This window comes from Peribacillus muralis (assembly GCF_001439925.1).
Taxonomy (GTDB): domain Bacteria; phylum Bacillota; class Bacilli; order Bacillales; family DSM-1321; genus Peribacillus; species Peribacillus muralis.
The window spans coordinates 1-23242 of the sequence record NZ_LMBV01000038.1; the positions used below are offsets into that span (position 1 = coordinate 1).

At 37.8% G+C, this 23242-nt stretch carries 21 protein-coding genes and 2 pseudogenes; 19 read left to right on the forward strand and 4 right to left on the reverse strand.

Features of this window, described 5'->3' with window-relative positions; all coding sequences use genetic code 11:
* Positions 1 to 134: 134 nt before the first annotated feature.
* Positions 135 to 620, reverse strand: a complete 486-nt coding sequence (locus ASU00_RS22875; RefSeq protein ID WP_057915753.1) for a hypothetical protein — start codon at positions 618 to 620, stop codon at positions 135 to 137.
* A gap of 442 nt (positions 621 to 1062) precedes the next feature.
* Between ASU00_RS22875 and ASU00_RS22880 the strand changes: the two are divergent.
* The 17 genes and pseudogenes from ASU00_RS22880 (at position 1063) to ASU00_RS22960 (ending at position 18904) form a co-directional block, all read left to right on the forward strand.
* Positions 1063 to 1488, forward strand: a pseudogene (locus ASU00_RS22880) (cytidine deaminase).
* Between the two features lie 162 nt (positions 1489 to 1650).
* Positions 1651 to 2448 carry a fumarylacetoacetate hydrolase family protein gene (locus tag ASU00_RS22885; RefSeq protein WP_082630585.1) on the forward strand — a complete coding sequence of 266 codons (798 nt, stop codon included), beginning with the start codon at positions 1651 to 1653 and terminating at the stop codon, positions 2446 to 2448.
* A gap of 351 nt (positions 2449 to 2799) precedes the next feature.
* Entirely contained in the window at positions 2800 to 3444 is a 645-nt protein-coding gene (locus tag ASU00_RS22890) for a GntR family transcriptional regulator (RefSeq protein WP_057915755.1), read from the forward strand.
* 376 nt (positions 3445 to 3820) lie between these two features.
* Positions 3821 to 5143 (forward strand): spore germination protein, encoded by a 1323-nt coding sequence (locus ASU00_RS22895; RefSeq protein ID WP_057915756.1) that lies wholly within the window; start codon positions 3821 to 3823, stop codon positions 5141 to 5143.
* Positions 5140 to 6210: a GerAB/ArcD/ProY family transporter gene (locus ASU00_RS22900; protein ID WP_057915757.1), complete on the forward strand. Its 1071-nt coding sequence runs from the start codon at positions 5140 to 5142 to the stop codon at positions 6208 to 6210. Before ASU00_RS22895 ends, ASU00_RS22900 begins: the two co-directional genes overlap by 4 nt.
* The gene (locus ASU00_RS22905; protein ID WP_057915758.1) at positions 6200 to 7249 is read left to right on the forward strand and encodes a Ger(x)C family spore germination protein; all 1050 of its coding nucleotides are present in this window, start codon (positions 6200 to 6202) and stop codon (positions 7247 to 7249) included. The genes ASU00_RS22900 and ASU00_RS22905 overlap by 11 nt, the downstream gene beginning before the upstream one ends.
* A 447-nt stretch (positions 7250 to 7696) precedes the next feature.
* Complete coding sequence (locus tag ASU00_RS22910; protein ID WP_057915759.1) at positions 7697 to 10069, forward strand: glycoside hydrolase family 65 protein; 2373 nt, start codon at positions 7697 to 7699, stop codon at positions 10067 to 10069.
* Positions 10066 to 11310 carry a sugar ABC transporter substrate-binding protein gene (locus ASU00_RS22915; protein WP_057915760.1) on the forward strand — a complete coding sequence of 415 codons (1245 nt, stop codon included), beginning with the start codon at positions 10066 to 10068 and terminating at the stop codon, positions 11308 to 11310. The genes ASU00_RS22910 and ASU00_RS22915 overlap by 4 nt, the downstream gene beginning before the upstream one ends.
* 240 nt (positions 11311 to 11550) lie before the next feature.
* Entirely contained in the window at positions 11551 to 12432 is an 882-nt protein-coding gene (locus tag ASU00_RS22920; protein ID WP_057915761.1) for a carbohydrate ABC transporter permease, read from the forward strand.
* Between the two features lie 5 nt (positions 12433 to 12437).
* A complete protein-coding gene (locus ASU00_RS22925; protein ID WP_057915762.1) occupies positions 12438 to 13265 on the forward strand; it encodes a carbohydrate ABC transporter permease in 828 nt (275 codons plus the stop codon).
* Between the two features lie 22 nt (positions 13266 to 13287).
* Positions 13288 to 13956, forward strand: coding sequence for a beta-phosphoglucomutase (pgmB, locus tag ASU00_RS22930; RefSeq protein WP_057915763.1), 669 nt, complete (start codon positions 13288 to 13290; stop codon positions 13954 to 13956).
* 76 nt (positions 13957 to 14032) lie between these two features.
* A complete protein-coding gene (locus ASU00_RS22935; protein ID WP_057915764.1) occupies positions 14033 to 15055 on the forward strand; it encodes a LacI family DNA-binding transcriptional regulator in 1023 nt (340 codons plus the stop codon).
* A gap of 252 nt (positions 15056 to 15307) precedes the next feature.
* The gene (uraH, locus tag ASU00_RS22940) at positions 15308 to 15832 is read left to right on the forward strand and encodes a hydroxyisourate hydrolase (RefSeq protein WP_057915765.1); all 525 of its coding nucleotides are present in this window, start codon (positions 15308 to 15310) and stop codon (positions 15830 to 15832) included.
* Positions 15833 to 15916: 84 nt separating this feature from the next.
* Positions 15917 to 16630 (forward strand): response regulator transcription factor, encoded by a 714-nt coding sequence (locus ASU00_RS22945; RefSeq protein WP_057915766.1) that lies wholly within the window; start codon positions 15917 to 15919, stop codon positions 16628 to 16630.
* A complete protein-coding gene (locus ASU00_RS22950; protein WP_057915767.1) occupies positions 16627 to 17715 on the forward strand; it encodes a sensor histidine kinase in 1089 nt (362 codons plus the stop codon). Before ASU00_RS22945 ends, ASU00_RS22950 begins: the two co-directional genes overlap by 4 nt.
* Entirely contained in the window at positions 17681 to 17887 is a 207-nt protein-coding gene (locus tag ASU00_RS26450; protein WP_057915768.1) for a DUF4405 domain-containing protein, read from the forward strand. The genes ASU00_RS22950 and ASU00_RS26450 overlap by 35 nt, the downstream gene beginning before the upstream one ends.
* A 96-nt stretch (positions 17888 to 17983) precedes the next feature.
* A complete protein-coding gene (locus ASU00_RS22960; protein WP_236712814.1) occupies positions 17984 to 18904 on the forward strand; it encodes a molybdopterin-dependent oxidoreductase in 921 nt (306 codons plus the stop codon).
* Between the two features lie 148 nt (positions 18905 to 19052).
* On the opposite strand, the gene ASU00_RS22965 is transcribed toward ASU00_RS22960, so the two are convergent.
* On the reverse strand, positions 19053 to 19595 hold the full coding sequence (locus ASU00_RS22965; protein WP_057915770.1) for a chromate transporter: 543 nt from the start codon (positions 19593 to 19595) through the stop codon (positions 19053 to 19055).
* Between the two features lie 62 nt (positions 19596 to 19657).
* Positions 19658 to 20281: a chromate transporter gene (locus tag ASU00_RS22970; RefSeq protein WP_057915773.1), complete on the reverse strand. Its 624-nt coding sequence runs from the start codon at positions 20279 to 20281 to the stop codon at positions 19658 to 19660.
* A gap of 256 nt (positions 20282 to 20537) precedes the next feature.
* On the opposite strand from ASU00_RS22970, the gene ASU00_RS22975 reads away from it, so the two are divergent.
* Together ASU00_RS22975 and ASU00_RS22980 are read left to right on the forward strand one after the other, a co-directional pair.
* A complete protein-coding gene (locus ASU00_RS22975; RefSeq protein WP_057915771.1) occupies positions 20538 to 21446 on the forward strand; it encodes a LysR substrate-binding domain-containing protein in 909 nt (302 codons plus the stop codon).
* 314 nt (positions 21447 to 21760) lie between these two features.
* On the forward strand, positions 21761 to 22393 hold the full coding sequence (locus ASU00_RS22980; RefSeq protein WP_057915772.1) for a YczE/YyaS/YitT family protein: 633 nt from the start codon (positions 21761 to 21763) through the stop codon (positions 22391 to 22393).
* Positions 22394 to 22765: 372 nt separating this feature from the next.
* Here ASU00_RS22980 and ASU00_RS24825 read toward each other — a convergent pair.
* Positions 22766 to 23148: pseudogene (locus ASU00_RS24825) on the reverse strand (AAA family ATPase); the annotation flags it as partial.
* Positions 23149 to 23242: the final 94 nt, after the last annotated feature.

The window sequence follows — 23242 nt, forward strand, 5'->3', positions numbered from 1 at the left end:
AGATTGACAGTTAAGAACATTTTATCATGTTCTCTTTTTTCTCTGTCTACCTGAAGGGGATAATACCAACAATATAAAAATGATTACTGTTTTCTTTTTTAAAAGTTTTTTTATCATATTCAATGCCTGTTCGATTAATAACTTATATTAGTGTTTTTAATAGATACCCAACTAGAAGAACTGGATATTTTCACTTGATGATAACCAGTAAATCTTGCTGATGATGTAGAAGCTACAATTTGTCCACTATTTGCTAAAGTGGTTTTAGAAAGTGTCTTCCAACCTGTTGAAGAAGTACTAGTTCCATTGTTATTTGAATCTGCTTTTGCTCTTATAGAAGCTACAACTTTATTAGTTGAAGTTTTAGCTGTAGCACGTGGTTTTTGAAGAAGCGGCTTTGATCCTGATAAAGTTCCTGTAATTTTCACAGTACTTCTAGCTTTATCATCACCAATAAAAGAAGTAGTTTCATCACTCAAAACAACAACTGGTTCATTTATATCACCTGCCTCAGCTGCATGTCCTGTAATTGGTAATGTCCCACCAACCAACAATCCTGATAATATAGATACCATTCCAAACTTTTTTAAATTTATTTTTGCCAATTCTGAAATTAACATAATTATCATCCTTTCCATGTTATTATCAAAAAAAATCGGAAATTTTGAAATTACTTAAATTTTGCAGACTGCAATAGTAAATTTTGCACTACTTTTTAGAGAAAGAAGCATAACAATATACTTCTATATAAGGTATATATACCCATATATTGCATGCGAGTTTATAGTATCATATATCTATTCATTATACGATATTAAAGTTTCAATATTCTAAATTTACTATTTATTTATACTTAAAACATTATCATGAGGGCTGAAGCGTGTGGCTTATTCCTTCGTGTAGGTGAAAAAAATAACCGGCAACCTTTCCATTTTTTATCCAGTGGCAATGGTGAAGTGGTATTTAGTATATGGTATCGCTGGGGAAAGATTTACAAAATTATAGTAGACTTAAATCGATATAAAAAAAGGGGTCAACATATAAGGAAAGGTAAGGGGAAAGATGAAAACGTATCCTTTAACAGAAAATGATTTTTCATTAATTGATGAAGCTAAAAGGGTGATTACAACCTTCTATGAAGATGATAGACATCATGTGGGAGCAGCATTAAGAACAAGATCTGGGAATGTTGTTTCTGCGGTACATATAGAAGCTTATATTGGGCGGGTTTCCGTATGTGCTGAAGCTATTGCGATTGGGAAGGCGATTTAAAATGGAGAAAGATACTTTGATACAATCGTTGCAGTTAGACATCCTTATTCTAATGAAAAGAATAGAGAGTTAAGGGTAGTTAGTCCGTGTGGGATGTGCAGGGAATTAATTGCCGATTATTCACCAGATTGTTTTATTTTGATGGAAATGGATGGGGAGTTACAGAAAACGAACATTGGCGAGCTAATTCCACTGAAATATAGCCGGGAATCATGAACGATTGTTTCTTTTTAACCTACAGGGACTTATTGGAATATGGAGTTGCGAGAACAGCTTTTTTTCACCTGAAAGAACAGGTATGTTACTATAGTATAGCAAAGCCGGATTTTTTATAATCTGAGGCAAGTATATCTTATTCATCAAAGGAGTTCATTCATCATGCAAGTGCAACAAAAAACACAAAAAATAGTTCGCTATCAAAATCAACAAGGCAATATACATTACGGAATTGTTGAGGATGAGTCAATATTACAACTTTCGAGCAGTTTCACTGATCTTGTCAACAAAGAAATAAAGTATGACGGGGTAGAGTTAAAATATAGTGACGTGAAAATTTTGGAGCCTGTCAAACCTTCTAAAGTGGTTAATTTCGGCTGGACATATGCAGGTCATGCAAAGGAAACAGGAGGAGAAGCAAATCTTGTTGAGCCATTTTTATTTTTAAAGCCATTATCCGCTCTTATTGCAGACAAGGAAACGATTGTGCTTCCTCCAGCAGAATTAACGAGCCAAGTGGAACTTGAAGGGGAAGTGGCCCTGATCATTGGGAAGCGCGGAAAAAACATAAAAGAAGAAGATGCGCTTGATTATGTGTTTGGCTGCACAATATTTAATGACGTCACGGCGAGAGATCTTACAAAAAAAGATCCACAGTTTACGCGAGGTAAAGGATTTGATACGTTCGGACCATTAGGGCCATGCATCGTTACCGGGGTTGATCCTACAAACTTGCGGATTGTGACCACTTTAAACGGCCGCGTTGTCCAAGACGGCAATACGAATGAAATGTCCCTGAGCATTCCTTATTTAATCAGCTGGCTTTCACAGGTGATGACACTGGAGCCCGGCGACATTTTGGCTACCGGTTCACCATCTGGCAGCTGCCCGGTCAAGTCGGGGGATGAAATTGTAGTGGAAGTCGAGAATATCGGTAAGTTGTGTAATGATGTTCGGTAGGTGATACTGGCATTATTGATGATTATATTGTTATAGAAATCACCATATTATGCAAAGTCCTAGTAAATGGGTCAGGTGCTAAGCGGAGATCCGGGATAAAGCTGGACAAATTGAAGGAGATGCTGTCTGTATTTTGCAGACAGCATCTTTTTTAGGTTCCAGTGCCCTCGATAATGGCTGTAGGAATACTGCATGAAGTAGGGTTTTTATTTGTCATATAGTACTAGAATAAGGATCCAAAGTTATTTACAAGCAAAATAGGAATATATATAATTGTTCTTAATAACATATTGTACTTGTATACAAAAACATCATATTCGTTATATGTATAAATATTTAAGGAGGTCCATGTTGGAAAAGTTAAAGAGTGCAGGTTCATTATCCGATCAAGCATATGACATATTGAAAAAATCCATTATAAACAATGAACTTAAGCCTATGGAGCTATTAGTTGAAGAACAAATTGCAAGTCAGTTAGGCATTAGCAGGACTCCCGTTCGTACATCGATTAGGAGGCTGGCATATGAAGGGTTGGTAGAGATCGAAACATCAAAAACTACACGGGTTAGTAAAGTTTCTTTTAAGGAAGCTCAGGATTTTCAAATCATAAGGGAAACACTGGAACCGCTAGCGACCGAGCTCGCCTTTCAAAGAATTGACCCAAAAAGTCTGGAACAATTAAAGCTTCTGCTTCAACGACAGCAGGAGTGTATTGAAAATCAAGATTATAGTAAGTTTATCAATTTGGATACTGAATTCCATTGTCTAATCGCAAAACTATCCAATAATACGAAGTTACATGATTTTATTTCAAGTTTGCGGGATCATTTGCAAAGATATTTAATCCAAACCAAACATGAAAGTGCACTAGATGCAATAATTGAGCATCAACAAATTGTGGCATCATTTGAGAATGGCAATGCGAAAGAGGCTGCAAAAATGATGGAAAACCATGTAAAAAAGGTTTCCGCAAGATTTACGGAACATGAAAAATAAGTGGCTTGTTTAGTTCAGAAAAACCGAACTATCCTAATACTTCCTATTGTGAAGGTTAGGGTAGTTATCTCTTTTTTTATGGATATTGGTTTAGGGATGGAGATTGATCATATCAATCCACGTACAAATATCTGATTATTCTTACTGTTTAATTGTAACAAAAATTATAGGGGTGAGGGAAAATTTAGCTTTTAACAATAAGCGAGTTAAGCGTATTTGCTCACGCTCTTATATTACTAAATCATTTTCTAACATAGCAGGATATAATCGTCCGGCCTGATCTAGGATGGGAATATGTTAGGTGTCCAACAGCGAATAAAAACGCCCCATATTGCAAACAATTTTTTTATATGACTATTTGTTAAGGGGCAATTTAATGAGGGCTAATATAGTAAAGGAAATTCAATCTAGGTTTTCCGATCATTACGACGATTTTTTCATCGAAGAAGAACTGGTAGAGAAAACAACGATCTTTCTTATAGGATTCAATACGCTCGTTGATCTAGCGAAGTCTAAATTATTTGTGCAGCAAATGGCAGATTCGTCTGCGTCAGTAAAAGCCCTGTTCAAAAACCTTAGTGACCGGATTAACATTGATACAGAACAATTGATTCAAGGTATATTAGAAGGCAATTTAGTGATCGTGTCACAAGATGGCAAACAGAATGTCGTCGTTGATCCCATCGTCAAAAATTTGAGGAGTAGCATTTCAGAGCCTAAAAATGAAAGTCCCATTCAATCATCTACGGATGCCTTTGGAGATGATATTAATACGAACGTTGGGATGATCAGAAAAAGGCTGAGCACTGCAAGTCTATGCCATTGCTCCTATCAAGTCGGAGAGCTGGAAAAGCGAAAGATATCCATGCTCTATATAAAAGGAAGAACTCCAAAAGCCCTGATTGAAAAAGTGAACGAGCAATTAAAAGGAATCAATACCGATATTGAAACAATTGATGATCTTAATTTGCAATTTGGTAAACGCAGGTTAAGTCCTGTCAGTCATCTTTCCGCCACAGAACTCCCGATCCAAGCCATACATTCATTAAAAGAGAACAGAATCGTGCTTTTTTTAGATAATTGTCCCTTCGCGCTTGTTTTTCCAAACCTCATTTGGGATATGCTGGGTGGTATAAACGACCGAAATTTTCCTTTTATTCTGTCATTCATGCTTCGGTTCTTTAGAGTGATAGGACTTGTGGCGACGCTGATACTTCCCGCATTATATGTTGCCTTGGTGTCAGTTAACCCTGAGGTATTTAAATTGGATCTTGCGTTGTTTGTCGCTAAAAGTAGGGAAGGCATTCCTTTATCAGCCTTTCTGGAAACCATTGCAATGGTCGTTTTAGTTGATTTAATACTTGAAGCGATTGTGAGACTCCCCAAAAGCGTTGGGCCCGCGATTACAATGGTAGGAGGCATCATCCTGGGACAGGCGATGGTTGAAGCCAAATTAGTCAGTAATTTGCTAGTCATTGTGATTACTGCTGTTGTAATTGCAAGTTCGGCAGTGATTGGCATGCAAAACTCCTTGTACATTCGATTGCTGAAATACCCCATTTTAATATTGGCATCACTTTTTGGCATTTTGGGGGTCTGTACTGGCTTTATTATTACGATAATATATTTGGCAAGTTTAACATCCAACGATGTTCCTTATATGACATTTCGAATTAAACAAGAAGGAGAAACAAAGTGACGCAACGGATACAAATCGGAGCAGTTTTCATTATCATGCATTTAAGTTTTGGATATGTTGTATATCCTAATCTCATTTATAGGTTAACGGAAACAGCTCATTGGGAAATCATACTATGCCTTGGTCTTCTGCAATTATTGTTAATGTGGTTCTACATCAAAGGGTTGCATTACTTTCCGAATAATGATGTCATTGATATTCATTTGAAAATGGGCAGATGGGCAGCAATCGTTTTTCTTATCCCATTTGTAATCAACTTGATTGCGCTAGTATCCCTCAATATCCGCATCCACACGGAAGTCATCATTTCGATTTTTTTGCCTCGAACCCCTTATTGGTCCATATTGTTGCTGTTATTTTTTGTATCGGTATACACAGCTTTAAAAGGGTTGGGAACCATTTTACGTTCATCGATTTTTATTTTCTTATTTGTGATTCCCTTGGTGTTATTGAATATTTTTTCCTCTGCTATAAATTTTAATATACATAACGTTACGCCAGGCTTGGATCTACCACCCAAGTTTTTACTTAATATGAGATTCTTTTATCTTTTAGGTTTTTCCTCGTTTTTATTTTTGGGATTTATAACGTCCAAAACAAAATTGATATTTCGTCATTTATTTGTTGCATGGGTGATTGTAACGCTATTATTACTATTAGTAGTGTATATCCCGTTATTAGTATTCGGGCAGGAAACGGTTATTACGCTGACCAACCCTTTCTTGGAGGCTATGGATTCTATCGACATTAGCTGGTTTTCGTTCAACCGGCAAGCCATATTTTTTGGTGTATTGCTAGTCGGGTTAGTCATATTAACTAATTCGGTAATATTTTGGATGATAGGAAGAGTCATGCAGAAAGTATTCGCCTGGGATTCCTCTTATTGGATTATTGCTTGTTCCGTGATCGCTTTTATTATTGCGATAGTTGTACCTAATAAATATTTGCTCGAAAAATATTTCTTGTGGAGTTCAGGTGCTCAAGCTTATTTTATGATTAGTATTCCATTAACCATATTTATCTATGGATTCCTGTCGAATAGAGGTGTTAAGGTGCGTGAAAAATAAACACTGTAAACTTTTTATCGTATTCATGACCTTACTCTTTCTCTGCGGATGTTGGGATATTAAAGATATAAATAAGCGCACCATTCCCTTGGTCATGGGCATTTCCAAGGAAAATGGCGGGGGGTATAAAGTAACCTTACAAATACCCGTACTCAAAAATGAAAGCCAAGTATCGAGGGTCGTAACAGGGAAAGGCGAAACTGTAACAAGTGCACTAGGGAAAATTAGGACAAGCTCCGAAAATGCCCTTGATAACACACAAATCCGTTTAATTGTCCTTCAAAATAATGTGGCACATAACCAACAGGAATTATCGGGCATTGTAAAATTTTTGATGGGTTCGGAAGAAATTCCGTCTAGAGCGTTGATAGCAGTTACTGATGAAAATGTCGAAGATGTGTTGTCAAGCATTAACGATAAATTGGGTGTTCATGCTTCTTCCATTTATGACTTTTTCAATAAAGGAGCTGGCTGGGCTCCGGAAATCTTTAGTACCCCTCTTTGGGAAATGTATCGAAGTCTGTTTTCATCCACTAAAGATATCGCCGTGCCTGTTATTCGTTCCGGGAAGAATACAGTACTAATCTTCGAGGGTTCTGAAATTTTTAAGAAAGGCAAAATAATTGCAAGATTCAATCCGGATGAAAGCCAATTAATCCGTGTGCTACAAAATAAAAACGAAAAAGGAAAAATAGAGAGTCTAGGTTTTGCCAGTATTATGGTCTCAAATAGTTCAATTCAATATAGATCATCGCTGAAAAATAATAAACTGCTTCTAGTGAGCAATTTGCATGTAAAAATTAATGTTTTAGAAAGAAAAGATGGGGTTACAAATAATAAAATTATTAAAGAACTAGAAAGGATCTCCGAAAAGCGTTTTTACGAAATTTTTAAGCAAATGAAGGAAAGTCATACGGATATTTTTGGATTTGGACAACAATTTCAACAATTGATTTCCTATGATGATCTAAAACAATGGAGGAGTGAGTATTATCCCGAACTGAAAGTCGTTTTTGAGGTGGATGTTAAAATGGAGTGAAGATTATTCGGGTTTAGAATCCCGGCTCTCGAGAGCTTTATGAGTTAACATCTTATTTAAGAAGAACAATATTTTTTGATGCGCGCTCGGAAAATGAAAAGCTATTTTTCGTTATGGAATTTCAAGTAATTGAAAATGAAGCGATTAATCAATGTAATGGGACCTTAATCCAATTAATCCACTATGACACCGTTACCCGGCAGATAGTTAGAGAATTATACTAGTTATTACCAAAAATTTATTTTAGGGAATGATTAACTTAATATGTAAAACCTTGACAAAAATTAAACTAACAATATATACTGTTTTGTAAACGCTTATATTCTAGTGGTTTGTACCATTACTAAAACGTTTTCGTAAAAGAAATACCATTAGACTGTCAGTAGGAACATCATTCAGTTTTTTTTTTTTTTATTATCGAAAACGTTTTCGAAAGGAGTTTTAGTTATGATGGATTATTCACTTGGCAAAGGTAATTTAGAAAATTGGGTAGTTTCAGAAACGGAATTTTCAGCTGACAAGCTGGGAAAAGTGGAATCGATTATGTATCTCGGAAATGGATATATGGGTTTGCGGTCTGCGACGGAAGAGCCATATCTAAATGAAGTACGAAATTTATTTGTAAATGGTACCTTTAATAAATTTGATGAAAAAGAAGTAACGGAACTGCCAAACATGGCTGACGTAACCCGTATTGATATCCGTGTGGACGGCGAGCGTTTCAGTCTTGAGCTTGGGGAGACGAGAGGATATGTGCGGCAATTAAATTTAAAGTCTGCAGAATTGACAAGAACTTTTGAATGGGTATCACCAAAAGGAAAAGAGCTGCATTTTCATATTAAACGATTCGTTTCGCTTGATAATTTACACCTAATCGGTATCCAAATGGAAGTTGAGAATGGGCAACATCCGGTTGAAATCTCCTTCAATACCGGTATTAATGCGCAAATGAACAATAATGGGTCACAGCATTTTCACGAAGGAGATCGAAGAATATTCGATAAACGCTTCGTGCAACTCGTACAGACGACGACTGAATCAAAAATTGACGTTGCAATCAACACTGTTCATAAATTCACAAAAAACGGAAAAGAAGTAAAGACAGAACCTGTTATGCAGATGGATCGCCGAAAAGTAGGGTTGAAATACACTATCAGTCTCCAGCCAAATGATAATCTAACTATGGAAAAACTAACGAATGTGTATACAAGTCGAGATAAGGAGTTTGATAAGCCAAACTATCACCTCGAACAGTTGCGTGAACATTCTCTGCAGGATTTACGCAAAATGTCTGAAAGCGGATACAATTTGCTTATTGAGGTACATCATGACGCTTGGCAGCAAAAAGTTTGGAATAAGTACAACCTTGAAATTAACAGTGAAGATTCATTTGACCTCCTTGCTTTACGGTTTGCTCTTTATCACTTGACTGTCATGACGCCGGCACATGATGAAAGGATGGGAATTGGAGCTAAAGCATTGAGTGGGGAAGGCTACAAAGGACATTCGTTCTGGGATACAGAAGTTTTCATTCTTCCTTTCTTCACCTTTACCAATCCTGAAGTTGCCAAATCATTGCTGAAATACCGTTATTACGGACTTGTTGGGGCACGTAAAAAAGCTGAAGAAAACGGCTATGAAGGAGCGATGTATCCATGGGAAGCAGCGTGGCCTACTGATGGAGAAGTAACACCGGTTTGGGGAGCTGTAGATATTATAACAGGCAAGCAGACCAAAATCTGGTCGGGATTCATTGAACAGCATATTACATCTGATATCGTTCATGCAGTATACCAATATTTCACTATGACCGGAGATCAGAAATTTATGGACGAGTGCGGTTATGAAATGGTATTTGATACCGCAAAATTCTGGGCAAGCCGTCTGGAATGGAATGAGGAGAAGCAGGAATATCACATTAATAATGTCGTTGGGCCCGATGAATATAAAGAACATGTAAATAACAATGCCTTTACAAATTACATGGCCCATTTCAATTTGAAACTCGCTATCTCTTACTATGAAATACTGTCAAAACAAACACCGAGTTGGTTTGCTGAACTGAACAAAAAGCTTAGCCTGGAAGAGTCCTATCAGCATTGGCTATACAAAGCAGAAAAATTATATTTACCTGAACCGCGGGAAGAGGACATCGTAATCCCACAAGACGATACGTACTTGCAACTAAAAGAAATTGATTTAACCAATTATAAAAACCAGGATAAAGTTGGAACATTGTTTAACGACTATAATCTTGAACAGGTGAATAAGATACAGGTTTCTAAACAAGCTGATATTAATATTTTATTTTTCATGATGGGGCATGCTTTTTCACAGGAAGTCATAAGGGCCAATTTTAATTATTACGAATCAAAAACTCTCCATGATTCTTCATTAAGCCTGTCGACACATGCTATTTTAGCAAATGATCTTGGTGAAGAACAGCTTGCTTATTCATTATTTAAAAAAGCATCTGAAATAGACCTAGGGTCTTCAATGCTTTCATCGGACGAAGGCATCCATGCTGCGTCAATCGGCGGGATATGGCAGGCAACTGTATTTGGATTTGCGGGTGTACGCCTTATTGATGGAAAGCTTAGAATCAATCCAAGACTCCCGAAACACTGGAATGATATGAAGTTGACCATTCATTGGAAAGGCCAGCCTGTCTCGCTTTTCATCACGCAAGCAACATTGTCGGTAAAGGCGGAAAATCAGAAAAAGATCGAGTTTGAAGTTTTTGGAAAAAGTTATGAATGCAAGGATCATATTGTAATACCAATTGAAGTAGCTAGGGAATGTAAGGAGGGAGCTTTATGAGAAAAATTGCGATACTTTTTGCAGGTGCCACATTACTAGTAGGATTATCAGCCTGCAATACATCTGAAAATACATCTTCGTCATCAGGAGATGAAATATCATTAGCGGTGTGGGGCTCGTCTCCTTCAGAAACGGAAGGTCTTGAAAGGACGATTGCTAGTTTTGAAAAAGAATCTGGCATCGATGTCAATATTGAAGTGGTCCAAGACAATTTCCAAGATGCATTAACAGCTAGGTTTGCCGCGAAGAATGCACCAGATGTGACTTATATGGAATCATCTGCAGCTCCGAAATTCATAAATAGCGGTGTGCTTGCGGATATTTCAAAAGACATTAAGAATCAGGAAGATTTCTATCAACCGATGTTAAATTCGTTTAGAGACGAGGACGGTAAACTTTTCGCAGTACCGAAAGATTATTCAACACTTGCGATGTATGTTAATACGGATATTCTTACAAAAGCCGGCTACAAAATGGAAGATGTCCCGACTGACTGGGAGGACCTGGTCAATTTTGCAAAAAAACTACAAGGTAAATTGGATAATGGCCAATCCGCTATGATTTTTGATACCAGTATAGCAAGACATATGAGCAGTCTGATTGCCAGCGGGCTTAATCCAGTGACTGACGATGACCAGGCAAATTTCACCTCAAGCCCTAAGGCAATTGCTTTCTTGCAAAGTCTTGTGGATGGAAAAGAGGCCGGGTATCTTCATAATCCAAGCATCGATCTTGGTGTTGACTCCGCCAGTGCTGCCTTCGGTTCCAACAAAACAGTAATCATGATTGAAGGAAACTGGGTGTTAAGTGCATTAAAACAAGAGTATGCTGATGTGAAATTTGAAGTGCTACCTGCTCCAACTGTTAATGGAAAAAAACAAACCATGACTTTCAACGTAGGCTATGCTGTATCTAAAGACTCGAAAAACAAAAAAGAGGCCATTGAATTTGTTAACTACATGACAGGTGCCGGTCTTCAACAATGGAGTGAAATTTCAGGTACATTGCCGACTCGTCAATCTGTAGCAAAAAAAATGAATGTTGATGAAAATCCGTTCTTAAAAGCACATGTTCAAGGTGCAGAATATGGAACCGTATGGTCTTCAGGCATTAACCTTCCAGTTATATCAACAGCATTCGATAACCAATTCTTAGCTGCTTTAAACAGGGATAAGACTGTAGAGGAAGCGATGAAAGATGCAGAAAAAGAAGCGAATGATGAAATTGAGCGCCAGCAATAAGCTTTAACTAGGGTGGTATAAGTTTACTAGCTACGGAGTACCACGCATATCCGTCTTTATATAACAAGTAATTACGAGTTATGATGTCTAGCTCAAGCTACCTATTAGCAAAGTTTAAAACTAGTATTTGTTTCGTTTTTTTCCTTTCCTTGTTTTTAGGCAGCAGATGGCGAGGAGTTGACACTATGGTGTTCTCTACCGTTTTGCAATTGCGTTTTTCTTATAAGAGGTGAATTATTAATGGGTGGTAAGCGGTATCAAAATTTGCAAGGATATTCTTTTCTCATGCCGGCCTTAATTATAATCGTCGTGTTTACAATTGTGCCGATTGCTTATGCTTTTTTTATGATGTTCTTTAAAGTGGACATTTTATCCGGTTCACGATCATTTGTTGGGCTGAGTAATTTCGAAAAGTTATTCCAGGACCCTAAATTTTGGGCCTCGTTTGAAAACACATTTAAATATGTATTAGTGGTTGTACCAATTCAAACGATTATTGCAATGGCTTTGGCTTCTATATTGAACAGCCGAATAAAATTCAACCGAACGTTTTTAACAATTATGTTTATTCCTACTTTAACCTCATCATCTGCTATGACATTAATTTTCATGTGGTTGTTTAATAACAATGGTTTAGTGGTGAATATGATTGGAAACTTGTTTGGAACTAAAATTCTATTTTTATCTAATCCAGACTTAGCCCTAACCGTTATCATGATAATGAATATTTTTTCAACTGTACCACATTTTATGATCGTCTATTTATCAGGTCTGCAGGATGTTCCAGATAGTTTATATGAAGCTGCTTCTATAGATGGAGCCAATAGATTTAAACAATTTTTATATGTTACTGTGCCGCAGCTTATGCCAATCTCGTTTTATGTGGTCACGATGGGATTGGTTGGCTGCTTCCAAATCTTTGATCAGGCGTTCATTCTTTCAAATGGTACGGGAGGGCCTCAGAATTCAACGCTTACATTTTCGCTTTATATTTATCAATTAGCGTTTACGAGTAATGATATGGGACGGGCAACAGCACTGGCGTTTATACTTGGGTTAATTATCTTTACAGTGACATTCATCGTAAATAAATTACTAAAAGCCGATAAAGTGAATGGATGATTTTTATGAGAAAAAATAATAGATTTCTTAAAATAGTTGTATATATATTTTTGGTGGGCTACTGTTTGCTGACTGTTGCTCCGTTTTTATGGAGTATTTTAACTTCGTTTAAAACGACGGCGGAAATAGCTGGTGGGGGTACCTTTTTCCCGGAAACATGGAGCTTGAAAGGATACGAAACAATATTTAAATCACAATTTTTGCAGTGGATTCGTAACTCTATATTTGTTGCACTTTTCACTACTGTTTTTAATCTCATATTTAACACAATGGCAGGTTATGCGCTGGCTCGAATAGATTTTAAAGGTCGACAGCTGTTGTTTAGCGCTATGCTTTTATTGATTATGATTCCCTCACAGGTTACGATGATCCCGCTTTATATTGTAGTATCCAAGATTGGATTAATTGACTCACATTGGTCAATCATCTTCACGACAATGATTAATATTGGTTATATTTTCATGATGAGACAGTTTTTCATTAATTTTCCTAGAGATGTGGAAGAAGCGGCTACGATGGACGGCTTGACCCGCTTTGGAACATTTTTCAGAGTTGTCCTTCCAAATGCAAAAGCCGCTATTGCAACTCAATCAGTTTTCATATTCATGGGTGTGTGGAATGAATTCATGAAACCGCTCCTATTTATTTCAAGTCCTGATAAGTATATGCTTACCCAAGGTCTGAATGCCATATCGAAAACATATAAAAATGCGACGCAGTGGGACGTCATTATGGCAGGGGCGCTAGTATCCATTATTCCAATATTCATTTTGTACATTGTAATGAATAAGTATTTTATTGCAAAAAATGATCAGACAGCCGGTATAAAATAACCCAGGCAGTAAGGAGTACAGTATGGTTAAAGCAGTAATATTTGATTTAGATGGTGTAATAACCGATACAGCAGAATTGCATTATCAGGCTTGGAAAGATCTTGCCGATTCAATTTCAATCTTTTTTGCTCGTGAGTTCAATGAACAATTAAAAGGCATCAGCCGAATGGATAGTTTAAATAAAATTTTAATTCAGGGCGGTTTGGCTGATCAATACAATGAGCAGGAAAAAATAGCGCTCGCTGAAAAAAAAAATAAAGAGTATATAAAGTTATTAGTGGAATTGACGCCAGAACATATTTACTCCGGCATTAAAGAATTATTGGATGATCTTAAGGAGAATGGTGTGAAAATTGGTTTGGCTTCAGCGAGTCTGAATGGTCCAGCAATTCTTGAGCATCTGAAGATTACTGAATATTTCGACACAATTGTCAACCCTAATTCCGTGAAGCAAGGAAAGCCAGCACCTGATATTTTTCTCCGTGCAGCAAAAGACCTTGATGTTGCACCAAGTGACTGCATCGGGATTGAAGATTCTGAAGCGGGTATCTGCTCAATAAAGCGAGCAAACATGTTTGCGGTTGGAGTCGGGACGGTTGAAGTCATGAAACAAGCAGGGGCCGATTTGATTATAAATGACACAAAAAATCTGAACTGGAGCGATTTGCTTGATGAGTATAAAACAAAATAGTATTGACAGATATATATTAATTCGCTAGGTTTAAATTCTAAAAACACCAGTTTTATATAGGAAGAAGGTTTGGCGGGTGGTTACTATAAGAGATGTTGCTAAAAAAGCGGGTGTTTCTATTGGAGTCGTTTCTAAGGCTTTTAATAACTATCCCGATGTGAGTGAAAAAACGCGAAAGAGAATTTTTGACATCGCCAGGGAATTGAATTATTCGCCCAATTTGGTGGCAAGAAATTTATCATCAAAAAGGCAAATGACCATTGGGATGATTACGTCAGGTTTTTTTAATAGCGAAGGAAAAGATAATAGTAACTCATTCGATCTGTTTAAAGGTGTTTATACAGCCGCTGAACAAATTCAATACGAACTGGCAATCTTTTTGACCGATTCTTTGAAACAGAAACAAAAAAGTTATGCTCAATTTTGTCGAGAGCGAAATATCGGCGGTGCTGTTTTACAAGGAATCCGAATCGATGATCCATACTTTAGAGAACTGCTCGATACGAATATTCCTTGTGTCCTTGTTGATGTTATCACAGATAATGAAAACGATTTGATTGGTAATGTGTCTACTAATAACATTGAAGCAAGCAGGGAAATTACTTCTCATTTATTAGAGTGCAATCATCGGGAAATTGTGATTATTGCAGGTAAAAAAGAAGCGTTTGTTAATACCGAACGAATTGCGGGAGTCCAGCTGGCTTTTAAAACATATGGTCTTGAACTTCATGAAGAAGATATTCTACACGCTCATTTTTCTGAAGAGGAAGCCTATGAAGTAACCAAGAAATATTTGGGGGAAAAGCAACCGACTGCGTTTCTTTGCTTCAGTGATTTGATGGCGCTAGGTGTAATGAAGGCTGTGAAAGAGGCTGGTTTGAATATACCAGAAAATATTTCTGTAATTGGATTTGATGGTCTACCAATTAGTGAATATACGCTGCCTCCACTTACTACGGTACGCCAGGATTTTTTTGAAATCGGCAAACAATCTGCATTGATGCTTCATCAGCTTATGGAAAATAAGTCTGGGGAGAAGAGTAAATATGTTAGACATAAGTTAATTGTACGGGATAGTGTTAAAATACTGCCAAAATAAATCTGTCAAAGGGAAGAAGAGTCCTCCCATATCTGACTGGGTTAACTGTATCTATTATTACTTGCCCTTTCCAGTAAAGTGGGACATATGATGCACCTTCATAGGTCAGCCAGAAAATATTCTGGCTGACCCATTTTTATATCAATAGTTCGAAAAAAGTGATTAGTTAAGAAAAAGTTAATATTTTCGTTAGAGATTAATAATATATGGGGGGTATTGTATACATATCGACAAAATAAGGAGGAATTACGAATGAAAAAATACGTAGCAAGTATTGCGGGTGCAGCTGTCCTATCGTGTGCAGGATTTCTGGGATTTGGACAAGTCGAACAGGTTTTACAGAATCAAGGGAATGATCAGGTAGCACATGCAGCAAGTAACCAAAGTACCAACGAGACGAAGGAAACGACGACTCCAGCAAAACCAATGGGCGGTCTTTCTACACATGTACTTGACGAAGTAAAAGGAAAACCTGCACCAAATGTAAAAGTTAAAGTATATCGTGTGAATGAAGAGGGCAAGATGAAATACTTACACACGGCAATCACGGATAAAGAGGGGCGCGTTGGTTCACTGCTTTCGCCAAAGGAAATGAAAGAAGGAACGTATGAAATCCATTTCTTCGTAGGCGATTACTTTGAGAAACAAGGTACAAAGGGTGCTGATGAATTTTTGGGAGAAGTTCCCCTTCGTTTTAAAGTGACTGATTCCAAACAACATTACCATGTGCCAATTGTAGCAGCACCAGGCGGTTACAGCACATATCACGGAAGTTAAGTCAAGAAGTGATAAAATATATAAAAAAGGGATGCGTAAAGTATCCTTTTTTTACCTTTTTATTGAATAGGGACAGGTGACATGATGAGTAAAAAAATCTTGATTGTAGATGATGAAAGCAGCATAAGAGATGTTTGTAAAAGGTACTTACAGAGAGAGGGATACTCCACGATTGAAGCATGTGATGGAGTGGAGGCAATTGCCGCATGGAAACAACAAAAGCCCGATCTGATTATCTTGGATTTAATGATGCCATACAAAACAGGTTGGGAAGTGTGTGTGGAAATACGCGAGGTAGACGATGTCCCCATTATCATGTTAACGGCTAGAGGAGAAGAGAGGGATCGGCTCATGGGCTTAACAAGTGGGGCAGAAGACTATATCACCAAACCTTTTAGCCCGAGAGAACTCATATTAAGAGTTAAATCCATCTTTCGCCTACTTGAAAGAAATGTGGCAGTAACAGATCATCCGGAAGATCATGTGAAAAGTGTAAAATACGGGTCGCTAGAGGTAAATGAAGTGACCAGAACAGTCTACCTTCGTTCCAAGCCTATTGAATTAACCATGAAGGAATTTGATATGCTTTGGCTTTTGATCACTCATCCGAAACAAGTATTCTCACGTTCCCAACTCCTTGAGAAAGTCTGGAATATGGATTTTGAGGGAGATACCACAACCGTGACTGTCCATATGAGACGGTTACGTGAGAAGCTTGAGATTGATCCATCCAATCCTCACATGCTAAAAACGGTTTGGGGAGTCGGCTATAAGTTTGAGAGCGGGGATGAACAATGAAAATAAGAACCCAGCTACTTTTAGCTAATATCGCAAGCATTGGGGTAATTGTTGCTTTCTTGATCTTTAGTTATATCAATATGGTCCTGCCACCAAACATCTTTAACTTATTGGTCATCATTACGTTAATTGCCACAGCTATTTCATTCCTTGTACATTTGTATCTAACCCAGCCCATTCTCAAATCCATTCAGGACATATCAGCAGGTGCAAAAAAAATTCGCGAAGGGGACTTCAATGGCCAGATAAAAGGAAGCAATATTATTGAGTTAAACACGATGGCCGTTAATTTTAATGAGATGAATGAGCAATTACTAAAAAGCTTTGAAAACCTGACTAAATCTGAAGCCTCTAGAAAACAGCTGGTTGCCAATATTTCACATGACTTACGAACACCAATTGCATCCATCAAAGCTTTTTCGGAAGCACTTGAAGACGGGGTAATAGAAGATAAGGAAACCTTTCATCAATATTTACGAACATTAGGGCTTGAAACGCAGCGGCTAAGTAACTTAATTGATGAACTCTTTGAATTATCTCACCTCGATGCAGCTGGGATTACTCTTGAAAAACAACAATATCATCTAGATCAACTGCTGCTGGAAACGCTTCAAAATCAGTTGTTTCAAATTGAGGAAAAGAATCTCGAAATAGATGTGGATTTACCAGAGCAGTTAGAGCCAGTTTTTATATCCCCATCAAAAATGAAACAGGCAATCATCAATTTATTGGAAAACGCGATTCGATACTCCCCGTTAAATGGCACGATTAAAATTATAGGGAGGAAGGATAAGGACGGGTATATAAGAATATCAATGATGGATGAAGGGCAGGGAATTCCTGAAGAAGATATTCCATTTGTCTTCGAACGATTATATCGTGTGGAGAAATCGAGAAACAGAGAAACCGGTGGATCTGGTCTAGGTTTGGCCATAGCGAAGTCTATCATTAACTTGCATGATGGTGAAATAGGTGTCGAACGGAACGACAGTGAAGGCTGCACATTTTGGTTCACCCTTCCTAAAGATGATAAGCTAGGAGGTAGAAAAAGTGATAAAAAGATGGAAAAAGAAAACCCAAGGTAAAAAATTAATTAGCCTTCATCATTCGAATGCATGGGTATTTCTCGTGTTAACGATCACAGGACTTTTATTATATTTACCTGCACTTCGTCCAATCCTTCTACAAGTGCGGGGATGGGTAAAAGATATCCACATCTATATTGGACTTTTATCCATTTTCATTCTCATGTTATAGATGCCTTTATTCACAAAGCATTTTCAACAACTAGTTAAAAAGAAAGGACCTATCGTAAATTTACTTTTTGTCCTTTTGGTACTAGTTGGGCTTCTGATGACAGGTGTTATATTATGGCTACAACGCTATTTCACTTCGGATCTTAGTTCCTTATCTTTAATTCTTCACGATTTCTTAACATGGGTGTTAGTGCCTTATGCTATTTATCACTCTATTACAAGAAGTAAAACGATTAAAAAAGCAGAAAAAAATCCAATCAAAGAAACTTATGTCATTGATAAAACAAACCCAATCTTAGGAAGAAGAAGCTTCATACGCATGTTAGTCGGCACTGGCGTTACCATTTCCATCGCCCCTTTTTTCCTCAAGTGGTTCATGGAAACCTTCACGGTGAAAGATTTACCTACTTACGGGAAAAAGATAGCAATGGAAAATAAGATGGTCCCAGCCCCACATCCTGCCCCTGAATCTTTACAACCGATTGGCGGCGGAGCTAGAGGGGAATTCAGGCCTTATACGGTGACCGAAGTGCCCACTAGTTCCTCCGATGACTGGAATTTTGTCATAGATGGGCTAGTGGGAAAGGAATTAACGTATAATTGGAAACAGTTTTTAGACATTCCCCGGACTGTACAAGTTAGTGACTTTCACTGTGTTACAGGATGGAGTGTTGAGAGTGTAACGTGGGAAGGAATTCTCCTAAAAGACTTCTTAAATATGGCAGGGGTCAATAATCGGGCAAAATTTGTTAAGTTCTATTCGGGTGATGGAGTGTATACAGACTCTCTTTCTTTGACTGAGTCCATGATGGAAGATGTTATGGTCGCTGTTTTATTAGATGGAAAACCTATTACAGCAGAATATGGTGGACCTGTACGTTTGGTTGTACCAAAAATGTATGCCTATAAATCCGTTAAGTGGCTGAATCGAATAGAACTAATCAAGGAAGACCATACAGGTTTTTGGGAGCAAAGAGGGTATGACAAAAATGCTTGGGTTAATAAAACCAGTATGTAGCTTTACTTTAAAACGCGAATTTTCCAGCTAAGCATCCCATTCTGATCATTAGCGATCTGCTGTCTGGTTGAGTGTGGATGCAGTCTTTTAAATATTATGAAAAAGTGAAAAATTCATCTGGTGAAAAAAGCCTTAAACACAAAGGAATTTATGAATAGAGCACAACCCCGACTAATCCAGACAGGATAATGACATAGGCAGGGTGCCAGCGTAATTTCAATAGGGCGAATAATGATAATCCAAAGACGAGTAATAAGCTTGCTGTTTGCCAAGATAAAGTCTTGCTAATCATGTTATTGGAAAGGGCGAAACTGACGGAGGCATAGATGACTAAACTAGTGACGATGGGTCTTAATCCATAAAACATCGATCGTACAACTGGAAGATGATGCAATTTGATAAAGAAGGTTCCTACAACAATAACGAGGAGTATGGCTGGAAGCAATATTCCGAGAGCTGATACTATTGCTCCGTATATTCCAGCTGTCGAGTATCCAACAAGAATGGCGCTATTGGCGGCGATTGGACCTGGCGACATCCCGGCAATGGCGATGATATCGGTAAATTGCTGTGTCGTCATCCAATCGTGTTGGGAAACTTCGATTTCTATGACGGGAATCATGGCATATCCCCCTCCAAACGATACTAAACCGATAATGAAGAACGTGCTAAACAGCTCCCACAGTGCCACTTTTTTTGACCCCGCTTTCTAAAGTATAAAATTTGAATGTCCACGTTCACTTTCCAAGTACTCTATATCCCTTCGCCCATGTAATATTCGAGTTCGTTTTCATAGTCCATTTTTTCCTTGTTGTCCATTTCGATTATGTAACCTAATTTTCTTTTGATGGAGATAGTAATCATTCCTATTAATGCACCTGCTAATATGGCAATAACAGGATGAATAAAGAACAGAGCAGGAACCCCTATTACCATTAGCACCAATGTTGACTTATCCACAATAGCCGTTTTTGCGGTTTTGATTGCCGCATAAGCGATGATGGCTACTATTGAAGCTCTAATTGATACGAAAGCGGCTTCTATCTTTGGATTATCCTGAATGAAAAAATATAAAGTACCTAGAGTTAGCACAATAATAAAAGTTGGTAGAGAAACGCCAATCATCGCTGCAATGGCCCCTTTTATCCCGTATATTCGCTGGCCGATAAAGGTGGCTGAGTTAATCGCAATCGCCCCTGGTACCGATTGAGATAGTGCAAATACATCAGTTACATCTTCGCTTTTCAACCACTTTCTCTTCTCCACCACTTCCTTTTCGATTAACGGGATCATCGCAAATCCGCCGCCGAACGAAGCAGGACCAATTTTAAAAAACGTCCAAAATAGTTGGAACAGTAATATCCATCGTTCCTTCACTTTTTCACCTTCTTTCCTATGATAAGCGCTCATCATAATAAATCTTGTTGTCCTTTATGGATGGTATCTTATCTATTAAGTTATCAAACGAGAGGGGATTGGTGAACTGCAAAGATATTATAGGGTATAACAAAACGTAATAGGTAAGCAAGGTGATCCGAATGGTAATAGTTTACTAAGCTGCAATCTTCGTTTCACTCAATATGTTATTATCAAAAATATAAAAGGTATTCACAAAGTAAGGGAGGTCATTTTCTTGAACATAGAAAATTTGAAAATGTTTTGTCTAGTCGTGGATGAAGGAAGTATAAGCCAGGCCGCGAGGTTAAGCTTCGTATCTCAGCCAGCTGTAACAAGACAAATTCACCAATTGGAAAACTTTTATGGTACCTTGTTGTTTGATCGTGCTGATGGGAAGATGAAAGTAACGGAAACAGGCAGGATGTTATACCCGTTTGCAAAAGTCATTGTGAATGATTTCAATCGTTCGAAAGAAGTCATTCAGCAGAAAACAGGCGAGAATAACCAGAGTCTTATGGTGGGCGCTTCATTAACAATAGGGGAATATTTATTGCCAAGCTTGTTGGGGGAATTTCAAAAGCAATCACCTGGAATTAAAGTAACATTAACAATAAAAAATACTCCCGGAATTTTGGAAGACCTAACTAACGACGTAATTGATTTGGCTCTAGTAGAAGGGATTGTCGAAGACAAGCATTTAATTGTTGAGAAGTTTGCTGAAGACGAGTTAATCCTTGTTTGCCCGCCTGACCATCCATGGAGCGACAAAAAGGAAATCCACATTAAAGAATTATTGAATGAGCGAATGATATGGCGTGAATCCGTCTCAGGTACACGACATATTATAGAAAACAGTTTAAGAAAGTACGGAGTGTTAGATGAGATTGGGAGGTATATGGAAATTGACAGTACCCAAGCCATAAAAAGCGCTGTAGAGGCGGGGCTTGGAATTAGTATCTTGCCAAGATTGACTGTAGACAGGGAACTGAAGCATGGACTTTTGCGCCAAGTGAATATTTCCGGAGTAGATATAAAGCGAAATTTATGGCTGGTCAAAAAATCTCAAAGATTTAATGGCAATGGGGTCTCTAGTTTCGCTGAGTTTATTATTTCCCGCCAGAAGACTCTATCTTCAAGCGTATGAAGGGCTAGATGAATGGCAGTTGGCATAATTATATTGCGTTCGTATAGTTTCATGGACACATTCTTCAGCATCGTCTAAAAACACTGCAACTCTATTAAGGAATGTCAGATTAACTATATTTTTGGGGATTTTAAACTGTTGCTTTAATCCTTCTTTGTTATCGAGTACCAAAGCTTATCCTTCCCTCGACCAAGCTATCCAATATAAGGGTAAAGCTTTGCTCGATTTTAATAGATTAACTTCCAATAGTCTTGTTCTTTTAGCCTTCTTCACCTAAAGTAGATGGATATATATATAAGCGTAGAGGTGAAGAGATGGCATTTCGGCTAGTGCGGTATTTTATTTTTTTTCTTGGTTTAACTTTATTTGGGTTAGGAAATGCGATTGCAGTGAATGTACAATCTTTGGGGCTGCATCCATGGGAGGTCTTGAACGTGGCGCTGTTCCAGCAGTTGGGGTTCACGATTGGGACGTGGAGTGTTATATGCGGCTTAGTACTTGTGCTGATCGTCTTTGTCGTTGATAGGAAGTATATTAGTATTGGAACTTTTCTAAATGCATTGTCAATCGGTCCAATAATGGATTTTTTCTTGCACCTGGACATACTTCCTCATGAAACGATGCATTGGTGGTTGAATCTACTCATCTTGTTGGTGGGAATCATCATTTCTGGCGTTGGAGGAGGAATCTATGTGGCTGCGGGAATCGGAGCAGGACCTCGGGATGGCTTCATGCTTTCCGTTTCTGAAAAAACTGGGTTATCGGTCAGCCGTGCAAGAATCGTTGTCGAGAGTCTCATCTTGATCATCGGATTTACACTTGGCGGTCCAGTGTTCATTATGACATTTGCCTATACCTTTATCCAAAGCCCGATCTTTCAGTTTTCCATGAAACGGATGAGTTCCTATATCCGAAAGCAGAATGGAGAATTAGAGATTCCGTTATAATGGAGCTTTAAGGTTAGCGGTATAAAAGAGAACCAGTTAATATATTGTAGGAATTTCTTTAAGAGTCAGCAAAGGATTTGTATAGCAAAAATCAGTATTATAAATGGTAACGTCAAAAAAGAAGATTCAATATCAAAGGTACAACCAGAATAAAAACAAGCAAGTTATTTCCAACCTAATCGTTGATATAAGCCATCACGAATCGTTTGAATCTGTCCTTTAATGTATAGAAGCCAAAACTTTAAGACATTCAAAAGAGCAATAATTTGCACAACCAACTTTTAACCCCAGCTACCTTCATATGAGAAGTTTAGCTGGGGTTCTTCATTAATTATGTCCAATAATTAAGCTATTTCTTGCAGTCTATACTACTTAGGTGGTAATGGATGTAAGGTGATTGATTTCGAGGTACGTTCAATTTGAGTAAATAGACGGTAAAGTTACCGTTTGTGACTTTCATGATGATTGTGAGCGCCTCGTAATCGGAAAAGTCCTCTCGTTTAATGGAGATACCTAAATCACCCCATTTATATTCTAAAATATGGTGCATCACGTCTTTAATGAGTTTCCGAAATTCATGAGCAAAACCAGTACGGGAGTAATGCTGGGGATATTGCTAACCTTTTTTCAATCCCTGGCATCCCGATGAATATCATGGCTAAGTCATGTTGATCATAGATGTCACGAAGTTGCTCTAAGTGTTGCAGTATCAGTCGATCGATTTCATCCACTATAATTAAGTGAATCCCTTCAAAAGCAAAAAAAACTATCGAAGGCTTATGAACTGACCCATCGAATTGAGACTTAGAAAAAACACTTATGCTGCCTGCTCTCCAAACTCAATTGGAG

Bases quoted from the DNA above. Each gene is read 5' to 3' on its own strand.
- ASU00_RS22945 (WP_057915766.1), top strand. From the start codon at position 15,917: ATGAGTAAAAAAATCTTGATTGTAGATGATGAAAGCAGCATAAGAGAT.
- ASU00_RS22910 (WP_057915759.1), top strand. From the start codon at position 7,697: ATGATGGATTATTCACTTGGCAAAGGTAATTTAGAAAATTGGGTAGTT.
- ASU00_RS22925 (WP_057915762.1), top strand. From the start codon at position 12,438: ATGAGAAAAAATAATAGATTTCTTAAAATAGTTGTATATATATTTTTG.
- ASU00_RS22950 (WP_057915767.1), top strand. From the start codon at position 16,627: ATGAAAATAAGAACCCAGCTACTTTTAGCTAATATCGCAAGCATTGGG.
- uraH (WP_057915765.1), top strand. From the start codon at position 15,308: ATGAAAAAATACGTAGCAAGTATTGCGGGTGCAGCTGTCCTATCGTGT.
- ASU00_RS22960 (WP_236712814.1), top strand. From the start codon at position 17,984: ATGACAGGTGTTATATTATGGCTACAACGCTATTTCACTTCGGATCTT.
- ASU00_RS22980 (WP_057915772.1), top strand. From the start codon at position 21,761: ATGGCATTTCGGCTAGTGCGGTATTTTATTTTTTTTCTTGGTTTAACT.
- ASU00_RS22885 (WP_082630585.1), top strand. From the start codon at position 1,651: ATGCAAGTGCAACAAAAAACACAAAAAATAGTTCGCTATCAAAATCAA.
- ASU00_RS22875 (WP_057915753.1), bottom strand. From the start codon at position 620: ATGTTAATTTCAGAATTGGCAAAAATAAATTTAAAAAAGTTTGGAATG.
- ASU00_RS22915 (WP_057915760.1), top strand. From the start codon at position 10,066: ATGAGAAAAATTGCGATACTTTTTGCAGGTGCCACATTACTAGTAGGA.
- pgmB (WP_057915763.1), top strand. From the start codon at position 13,288: ATGGTTAAAGCAGTAATATTTGATTTAGATGGTGTAATAACCGATACA.
- ASU00_RS22920 (WP_057915761.1), top strand. From the start codon at position 11,551: ATGGGTGGTAAGCGGTATCAAAATTTGCAAGGATATTCTTTTCTCATG.
- ASU00_RS22895 (WP_057915756.1), top strand. From the start codon at position 3,821: ATGAGGGCTAATATAGTAAAGGAAATTCAATCTAGGTTTTCCGATCAT.